This window comes from Knoellia aerolata DSM 18566 (assembly GCF_000768695.1).
In the GTDB taxonomy this organism is placed as follows: domain Bacteria; phylum Actinomycetota; class Actinomycetes; order Actinomycetales; family Dermatophilaceae; genus Knoellia; species Knoellia aerolata.
The window spans coordinates 1-8,496 of record NZ_AVPL01000093.1; the positions used below are offsets into that span (position 1 = coordinate 1).

Annotated in this window: 8 protein-coding genes; 2 read left to right on the forward strand and 6 right to left on the reverse strand. The window is 71.5% G+C overall.

Going from position 1 to position 8,496, the window contains the following annotated elements:
* The first annotated feature begins 183 nt into the window (after positions 1-183).
* On the forward strand, positions 184-1,206 hold the full coding sequence (gene ctlX, locus N801_RS18055) for a citrulline utilization hydrolase CtlX (RefSeq protein WP_035940696.1): 1,023 nt from the start codon (positions 184-186) through the stop codon (positions 1,204-1,206).
* A 12-nt stretch (positions 1,207-1,218) separates the two neighbouring features.
* On the opposite strand, the gene N801_RS18060 is transcribed toward ctlX, so the two are convergent.
* The 5 genes from N801_RS18060 to N801_RS18080 form a co-directional block, all read right to left on the reverse strand.
* Positions 1,219-2,037 carry an ABC transporter permease gene (locus N801_RS18060; protein ID WP_035940697.1) on the reverse strand — a complete coding sequence of 273 codons (819 nt, stop codon included), beginning with the start codon at positions 2,035-2,037 and terminating at the stop codon, positions 1,219-1,221.
* A complete protein-coding gene (locus tag N801_RS18065; RefSeq protein ID WP_035940699.1) occupies positions 2,037-2,948 on the reverse strand; it encodes an ABC transporter ATP-binding protein in 912 nt (303 codons plus the stop codon). Before N801_RS18065 ends, N801_RS18060 begins: the two co-directional genes overlap by 1 nt.
* Before the next feature lie 13 nt (positions 2,949-2,961).
* The gene (locus N801_RS18070; RefSeq protein WP_035940700.1) at positions 2,962-3,720 is read right to left on the reverse strand and encodes a DUF4386 domain-containing protein; all 759 of its coding nucleotides are present in this window, start codon (positions 3,718-3,720) and stop codon (positions 2,962-2,964) included.
* A 1-nt stretch (position 3,721) separates the two neighbouring features.
* Entirely contained in the window at positions 3,722-4,024 is a 303-nt protein-coding gene (locus N801_RS18075) for a DUF8691 family protein (protein WP_035940701.1), read from the reverse strand.
* Positions 4,025-4,164: 140 nt separating this feature from the next.
* Positions 4,165-6,870 carry a winged helix-turn-helix domain-containing protein gene (locus N801_RS18080; RefSeq protein ID WP_035940703.1) on the reverse strand — a complete coding sequence of 902 codons (2,706 nt, stop codon included), beginning with the start codon at positions 6,868-6,870 and terminating at the stop codon, positions 4,165-4,167.
* A 158-nt stretch (positions 6,871-7,028) separates the two neighbouring features.
* On the opposite strand from N801_RS18080, the gene N801_RS18085 reads away from it, so the two are divergent.
* Complete coding sequence (locus N801_RS18085) at positions 7,029-8,240, forward strand: MFS transporter (protein WP_211254756.1); 1,212 nt, start codon at positions 7,029-7,031, stop codon at positions 8,238-8,240.
* Positions 8,241-8,275: 35 nt separating this feature from the next.
* Here the strand turns inward: N801_RS18085 and N801_RS21175 are convergent.
* A partial coding sequence (locus N801_RS21175; RefSeq protein ID WP_035940702.1) for a hypothetical protein occupies positions 8,276-8,496 on the reverse strand: 221 nt, incomplete at its 5' end.

The following is an 8,496-nucleotide window of genomic DNA, read 5'->3' on the forward strand; positions in this document are numbered from 1 at the left end:
GACGCGGGCGGCGCGGACACGGGCGGCGCGGACGCCGGTGGCGCGGGGTGGGGCGACAGCGGTGGCTCTGACGTCGGCGGCGGGTCGGACTTCGGCGGCGGCGACTTCGGCGGCGGCGACTTCGGGGGCGGCTTCTGAGCGGCCGACGGCCGGACGGCACACGCGATGGTCTAGATTCCGTGCGTGAGTGCACAGGCCCCCTCTGCCGTCATCCTGATCCGCGCCGAACGGTTCCATCCCAACCCGGCGACCGCCGCTGACAACGCGTTCCAGTCCGACATCCCCTCGGGGCAGTCGGACCGCGCGACGGCGACCAGGGCGCTGGCCGAGATGGACGCGCTGGCCGACGCGCTGCGCGCGGCAGGGGTGACGGTCCACGTCTTCGCCGACGAGGACCACACCCGGCCCGACAGCGTCTTCCCCAACAACTGGCTGTCCACCCACGCCGGTGGCTACGTCGCGGTCTACCCGATGTACGCGTCGAACCGGCGTCACGAGCGGCGGGCCGACGTGCTCGAGATGCTCAAGTCCGACTACCGGGTGCAGTCGATCGTCGACTACTCCGGCCTCGAGCCCGACGGGATCTTCCTCGAGGGGACCGGGGCGATGGTGCTCGACCACGTCTCGCGCGTCGCGTACACCGCCCGGTCGCACCGGGCGGACATCGCCGTCCTCGAGCGGTTCTGCACCGACTTCGCCTACGAGCCGATGGCCTTCGACGCCGTCGACTCCGACGGCGTGCCGGTCTACCACACCAACGTCGTCGCCTGCATCGGCACCGACGTCGCGATGATCGCCCTCGAGATGATCCCCGACGAGGAGCGTCGCGAGCAGGTGCGCGAGCGCCTGTCGGTCAACGGCCGGACGGTCGTGGAGCTGACCGAGGAGCAGGTCCGCGAGTTCGCGGGCAACGCCGTCGAGCTGTGCGGGCGCACCCCCGAGGGGCGTCGCTACATCATGGCGATGTCGGCGCGGGCGAGGCGCAGCCTGCGGCCGGACCAGGTGGCCGCCATCGAGGAGTCCTGCGAGATCGTCTCCGTGGACATCCCGACGATCGAGCTCGCCGGGGGCTCGGTGCGCTGCATGATCGCCGGCGTTCACCTCGACCGCCGCCCGGTCGCCGACGCCGAGCCGACGGCCGCGGCCGAGGCCATCGACGAGAACCCCGGCACCATCGACGGCCAGGACCTCGTCGACACCGAGTGAGGGCGCTTGCCCCTACTTCACCTCGGAACGGACCAGCGCGCGGACGCCGACGGCCAGCGGCACCACGAGCCAGACGAGGGTCGTCACCGCGAGCTGGGCCCACTGCTCGCCGCTGAGGCCGCCCCGGAACAGGGCGTCCTGACTGACGTTGGGGTCGACCCACGGCTGCAGGTCGGCGAACCACGCCTGGTTGATCGCGAGGAAGGTCAGGAGCGTGGGCGCGACGAAGGCGTAGAGGAGATAGGCGACGAGGGCCGCCGTGGAGCTCCGGAGGAGGACGCCGAGCATGAAGCCGACCATGAGCAGCAGGGTGTTGCCGGCGACCATGTACAGCACGTCGACCACCCCGAGGTCCCACACCGTGGGCACACCGTGGATGGCAGACCCGATGACGTTGCCGACGGCGCCGACGGGGAAGGCGACGAGCATGGAGACGACGGCGATGGTCACGGTGGCGACGGCCTTGCCGAGCAGTATCCGGGTGCGGTGGGGGACGAGGGTGAACGTCGTCAGGCCGCTGCGCTGGCTCCACTCGGCCGTGACCGAGAGGATGGCGACCATCGGCAGGATGACCGACATGGGGAAGCCGATGGCCAGGGTGAACGTGCTGTAGGTGAACTGGTCGGTGGGGGCGAACGCGATGACGGCACCGGTGGCCAGCACGGAGGCGATGCCGATGCTGGCCAGCAGCCAGAACCCCGCTCTCGTGTCCAGGGACTTGCGCAGCTCGACCCGGGTGATCCGGGACAGCGGGATGCGTGCGGGGGATCCGTGGCGCAGCCTCGGTGGGGTGGTCGGGAAGGTCTGGTGCGGTGGGGCGATGGTGCTCATCAGGCTGCGCTCTCTCGTTGGGTGTCGGCGGTGAGGTCGAGGAACATCTCCTCCAGGCCGGCACCGTCCGCCGGCCGGAGCCCGAGGAGGGCGACGTCGGCCTGGTGCGCCAGTCGACCGACGAGCTCCGGGTCGGCGTCGACGCGCAGGGTGACGGCACCGGCATACGGAGTGCCGTGGTCGGTGAACGTGACGCCGGCTGCGTCGAGCCCGGCGACCAGCGGCCCGCGGTTGCGGGTCTGGACCAGGGTGCCGGTGCCTGCGAGGAGGTCGGCCTTGGTGCCCCGGGCCACGATGCGGCCGTGGCCGATGACGACGATGTCGTCGGCGATGACCTCGATCTCGTGCAGCAGGTGGGAGGACAGCAGGACGGTTCCCCCACGGTCGGCATGCCCCCGCAGCAGGTCTCGCATCCAGCGGATGCCGCCGGGGTCGAGCCCGTTGGCGGGTTCGTCGAGGATGAGGACCTCTGGGGCGCCGATGAGGGCGGTGGCGACACCGAGGCGCTGTCGCATCCCCAGGGAGTACTCGCGGACACGGCGCCCCGACTCCGTCGGGGTCAGGCCGACCAGGTCGAGCATCTCCTCGACCCGGCCGGGAGGCAGGCCCATCATCTGTTGGCTCAGCGTGAGGATCTCGCGTCCCGTGCGGCCTGCATGCTGCGCGGACGCGTCCAGCAGCACCCTCACCTCGAGTCCCGGGTTGGGCAGGTCGGTGAACCTGTGGCCCAGGACCGTGGCGGTTCCGGACGTGGGCCGGGTGAGGCCGACGAGGATCCGCATGCTCGTGGACTTCCCGGCCCCGTTGGGGCCGAGGAACCCGGTGACTCGGCCGGGTGAGGCGGTGAAGGTGACGTCGTCGACGGCGAGCGTGGGACCGTACGTCTTGGTGAGTCCTTCGACGGTGATCATGGGGTGGCTCCTGTCAGCTGACGTCGGCGGGTGCGGCGGCGGTCCGCGGTGAGGGCTTGAATCCCTTGACCACGAGGTAGATCCCGAGGGAGAGCTCCCAGACGAAGATGAGCACGCCGCCGGGGGCGAACCACACCGAACCCTGTTCGGTGACCCCTGCGACCGTGGCGACGGTGGCGGTGAGGAGCGGCACGACGGCCAGCAGTCCCATGAGCGGGAGGATGCGTGGCACGAGACGTGAGCGGTACAGGATCGTGCCGATCATCATCGCGTTGAGGGCAGCGGACATGTTGGGCCCGAACTGGAACGTGTAGTCGCGGACGGCGACGAGGGCCTGACCGGTCGTCACCAACGACGTCTGGTCCGTGCCCGCGCTCTCACCGGCCTGGCGGAGCGTGACGACGGCGAGCAGGCTGACGACCCCGGTCATGATGACGGCCGCCTCGAACATGCGGGTGGTGACGAAGCCGAGTGCGAGGGACTCGTGCAGGCGTCGTGCGACGGGCCAGAAGGCGACGGCGCTGCCGATGCAGGCGAGGGCGTTGACCGTCTCGAGCAGGGCGCCGATGACGACCCGGGTGTCCTCGCCGGCGCCGATGATGTAGTTGGGGTCGTCCAGGACCGGGCTGAAGAAGTAGAACGCGGCAGGGATGGATGAGGCGAACGTGATGAGGTAGAAGAGCCCCGTCGCGAACGCGTACTTGCGGGTCCAGTCGCCGGGTGCCGGACGCGTGAGCGTGGCGACGCTGGGGGTCGCGGTGCTGGCGGACATGTCAGTCTCCTTGGGGTGCGGTGGTGGTGGAGGTGGGTGGATCGACCGGTGTGGCCGGGGTGGTCGGTGTGTGCGGTTCACCCCGCGTCACCGACACCAGCGGCAGGCCGATGTCGCGCAGGGTGCTGAGGTGCCCGTGCAGGGCGGACTGGTCGACGACGGCACCCTCGAGGAGGCTGGTGCCGTCGGTGTCGGTGGTGAGCGTCATGCCCTCGAACCGCACGGCCCAGCGGGAGTCGAGGTGCCCTTGGACGCGGATCGCGTACCGGGCCCCGTCGCGCTGGTCGGCCGTGTCGCGGTGCATGGTTGCTCCCGTTCCGACCCCTGGCCGGCGCCGGTGGGTCCGGGAGGCTCAGCGTGGGGCTGACTGAAACCTAGGAAGCACGATGGGGAGCGAGCATCCCCACATGAGGTGACCTCGGTGGGGATTCGTCCCCGAAGGACTCAGGACGTCGGTGTCGTCGGCAGGAGGCCCAGGTCGCGGGCACGGGTGAGCGCCGCACGTCGGCTGTTCACGCCGAGCTTGGCGTAGATGTGCTTGGTGTGGCTGCGCACGGTGTGGAGGGAGACGACGAGGTGCTGCGCGATGCCGGGTCCGTCGAGGTCCGTCCCCAGCAGCCGAAGGACCTCGAGCTCGCGGACACTGAGGGGCTCCTCGAGGCGTGCGGTGGGTGCCGGTCCGCCACCTCGCACCGGGAGCCCCGGAGGAGACGCGGCGTCCAGCTCCTGCCGGCAGGCGGCGAGCAGCCTGTGCGCGTACGGCGACCGGCGGTGGTCGTCGACCGCTTCGAGCAGCGCGACCATGCCGGCACCCTCACGCGCGAAGAGGTGCACGTAGTCCTCGGGTTCGGCGAGCATGAGCGCGCGCTCCAGCGGCACGCGGGCACGGACGGAGTCGCCCGAGACGTGGTGGGCCAGCGCCTGCATGACAAGGAGCTCGAGGACGGTACCGGTGCGTCCGCCGGCCTCCGCTGAGTCCAGCAGCCGCTGCACCAGGTCATGCACCTGGGCCATGGCGTCGTCGTCGCCCGTGTGCCGCGCCAGCAGGATGCGGGCGAGGGTGACGTGCTCGTACTCACGCAGGTAGGTCAGCTCGTCGTCGGCACGCAGTCCGCGCCCGGTGACCCAGCCGAGCGCGTCGTCGATGTGCCCGTGGCGGGCCAGCAGGCGGGCCCGGACGGCCGCGATCGGCTGGACGTCGGGGGAGAAGTCGGTGTTCTGGACCCGCTGTGCCTCGTCGAGGAGCTCCAGTGCGCCCTGGAGGTCGCCCTGCGCGTCCCTGACGCGAGCCAGGGCGACCCTCCACCGGTACGGGTTCTGCGGAAGGCCGCCGCGCTCGCCGAGCTGCCGGCTGCGCGTCAGGTGGTCGAGGGCGGTCGGCAGGTCGCCGCGTTCGAGGGCGATCCCGCTCAGGCCGACGAGCATGTCCGAGGTCCCCGGCAGGACCTCGCCCCGGGGCGAGGTCTCGTGGCCGGCCAGTCGCAACGCGTGCTCGTAGGTCGCCGAGGCGTCCCGCAGCCGTCCCTGCGTGAGACGGATGTCGGCGAGGGTGATCGAGCACGCGAGCACGTCCGCGACGTGACCCAGCCTCAGCATCTGCTCGGCGCAGGCGGAGTAGGAGGCGTGCGCCGCCTCGAGATGGCCGTTTCTCCACGACGCCTGTCCGGACAGGGCTGACGCACCGGCGCGCACGAGGTCGTCACCGTCGCCGGCGCGTTCGAGTGCCAGCTGGGCATGCCTGAAGGTGCCGGACGAGTCACCTCGACGCAGTGCGAGGGCAGCCCGGTACATCTGGAGGGTGGCGCCGAGTCCGGCGGGCTGCGCGTCACCGAGCCGTTGCTCCACGTCGTCGAGGCGCTGCTCGACCCCGTCGAGCTCCCCCGCGGACAGCAGCGCCCCGGCGAACATGACGGCGAGCCGGGGCCGGTCGCGAAGCACCTCGTCGGGGATGACGTCGACCCAACCGCGGATGGTCCCGTCCTGCCGAGCACGCTGGAGGGTGGGGATGGCCTCCTCGACCAGGCGGGCGGCGCGGTCGACGTCGCCGGCAGCGAGGGCATGCCGCACCGAGGGCGCCGCCTCGCCCTCCGCCTCGTACCACTGGCTCGCCCGCCGGTGCAGCGCGTCGAGGTCGCCGGGACGCTCATCGCCCAGGTGGGCCCGGAGGACGTCCGCGAAGAGGTGGTGGTAGCGGAACCAGCGGCGTCGTTCGTCGAGGGGGACGACGAACAGGTTGGAGCGCACGAGCGTCTCGAGCATCGCGCGGCCACCGGGGTGTCCGGTGACGGCGTCGCACAGCGGCCCGCTCAACCGGTCGAGGATCGAGGTGGACAGCAGGAAGTCGCGGACCGTGTCGGGTTGGCGAGTCAGGACCTCCTCGACCAGGTAGTCCACGATGTAGCGGTCGTCGCCGGCGAAGCCCGCGACGAACCCGCTGACGTCGTCGCGCCCCTGCAGCGAGAGGGCTGCGAGCTGGAGCGCCGCGATCCATCCCTCGGTCCTGGCCTCCAGGTCGGCGGCGTCGGACTCCGCGAGCTCCAGACCGGTGACGCCGAGGTACTCGCTCACCTCCTGCCGGGTGAAGCGAAGGTCGCGCGCGCGGACCTCGACGAGCTCGCCCCTGGCCCGCAGGCGAGCAAGGGGGAGAGCCGGATCGGCCCTGGTGCTGATGACGAGGTGGACGTTGGGGGGCAGGTGCTCGAGCAGGAACGTGATGCCCTGGGCGATCTCGGGTCCGTCGACCTGGTGGTAGTCGTCGAGCACGAGCACGATGTCGCTCGCCCTGCCCGCGAGCTCGTTGACGAGGGTGGTCAGGAGCGTCTCGACCTGGGGCTGGGGCGAGGTCACGAGGGGGAGCGCGTCCAGTCCGGGGACGGCCTTCGACAGGGCGGCCGCCACGTACGTCCAGAAGGAGATGGGTCGGCGGTCGTGCTCCTCCAGGGACAGCCACGCGACCACGCGGTCCGACGGCGTCGCTCCGGCGAGCCAGGACGCCAAGGCGGTGGTCTTGCCGAAGCCGGCAGGGGCCGAGACGAGGGTGAGGGCGACCTCGGAGCCGCGGCGCAGCCGCTCGTCGAGGCGCGGTCGCGGCACCGCGCCCGGACGCAGCCGGGGGACGAAGAGCTTGGTGTCGACGAGTGGGCTCGCCATGACCACTCCCGTCGTGAGCCCGTGATGGGGGATGCGTCCGAGACTAGGGCGTGCCGCCCGGCGGTGGGGAGCACACTGGACGGATCGACGGGACACCAGCGGAGAGCGCAGCCGGCGGCACGGCCGCGGTGGACCCCCACCACGGCCCGCTGCCCGCGGTGGGGTGGCGATTCCTGCTCCTGTACGCGCTGGCCTACATGAGCACCAGCCTGCTCTTCCTCGCCCCGTTGCTGGTGAGCCTCGCGCTCAAGGTCAACTCGCTCGTGGGGCTCGACGAGGCGCCGGACAGTCTCGCGCTCGTCGCCGGTGTCGGTGCCGCCATCGCCGTCGTCGCCAACCCGTTCTTCGGCACGCTCAGTGACCGCACCACCTCCCGGATCGGTCGGCGCCGGCCGTGGATCGTCGGCGGGCTCCTCGTGGGCTCCGCAGGCGTCGTCGCCGTGGCCCTGGCCTCCAGCATCCCCGTGGTCCTGCTCGGATGGTGCGTGGCCCAGCTCGGCTTCAACGCCCTGCTCGCCGCGATGGCCGCGGTCCTGCCCGACCGGGTGCCCGTGTCCCAGCGGGGTGTGGTGTCAGGCGTGCTCGGCATGTGCCTTCCGGTCGCCTCGGTCACCGGGACGTTCCTCGTCAGGCTGTTCAACGGCGACATGCTCGGGATGTTCCTCGCTCCCTGCGTCGTCGGCGGGTTCTTCATCCTCCTCTTCGCCGCCAGCCTCCCGGACCGCAGACTGGATCCCGCCGACCGGCCGGCGTGGTCGGTTCGGCAGCTCGTCATGACCTTCTGGGTCAGTCCTCGCCGTAGCCCGGAATTCGCCTGGGTCTTCGTCAGTCGGTTCGCGTTCGTCCTCGCGTTCGCCTTCCTCACCACGTACCAGGCGTACTACCTGTTGGACCACGTCGGGAGCCGAGAGGCTGCGGTGCCGCACCAGATCTTCATCGGGACGCTGGTCCAGTCCGGTGTCCTCGTGGCCGCGTCGCTGTCCGCCGGGAAGCTGTCGGACCGGTCGGGGCGGCGGAAGGTCTTCGTCGTCACCGCCTCCGGCATCTACGCCCTGGCGCTGTTCCTCCTGGCCGCGGCGAGCAGCTACAACGGCTACCTCGTCGGGATGGCCGTGGGCGGACTGGGCTTCGGGATGTACATGGCCGTCGACCTGGCGCTCGCGGTGGACGTCCTGCCCGACCCGCACACGGCAGCGAAGGACCTCGGCGTCCTCAACATCGCCGGCGCCCTGCCCAGTGCGGTCGCCCCGGCCATCGCCCCGTCCGTCCTCGCCCTGAGCGACGGGAGCTACGCAGTCCTGTATGCCGTCGCAGGAGTCAGCGCCGTGGGCGCGGCGTTGGCGATTCTCCCGGTCCGCCGAGTCCGATGACGGCGGACGTTTCGTGAGCCGGCGAACCCGTCAGCTCAGCGAGGGTCGACGAGCGCGAACGCCTCGTCCAGACGACGGCGCAGCGACCCGCTGAACCCGGAGGCGACATGTCCTCCGACGGCGGTGCGCACCGCCGCCATCGCGACCCGCGCGCCCAGCGCCGGCAGCATGTCGCGAGCGGGGTCGGTGCCGGTCCGCTCGTAGGCGGCGGCCACGAGCGCCGACTCCAGGCGGTCGGTCGCGCCGGCCAGCCGAG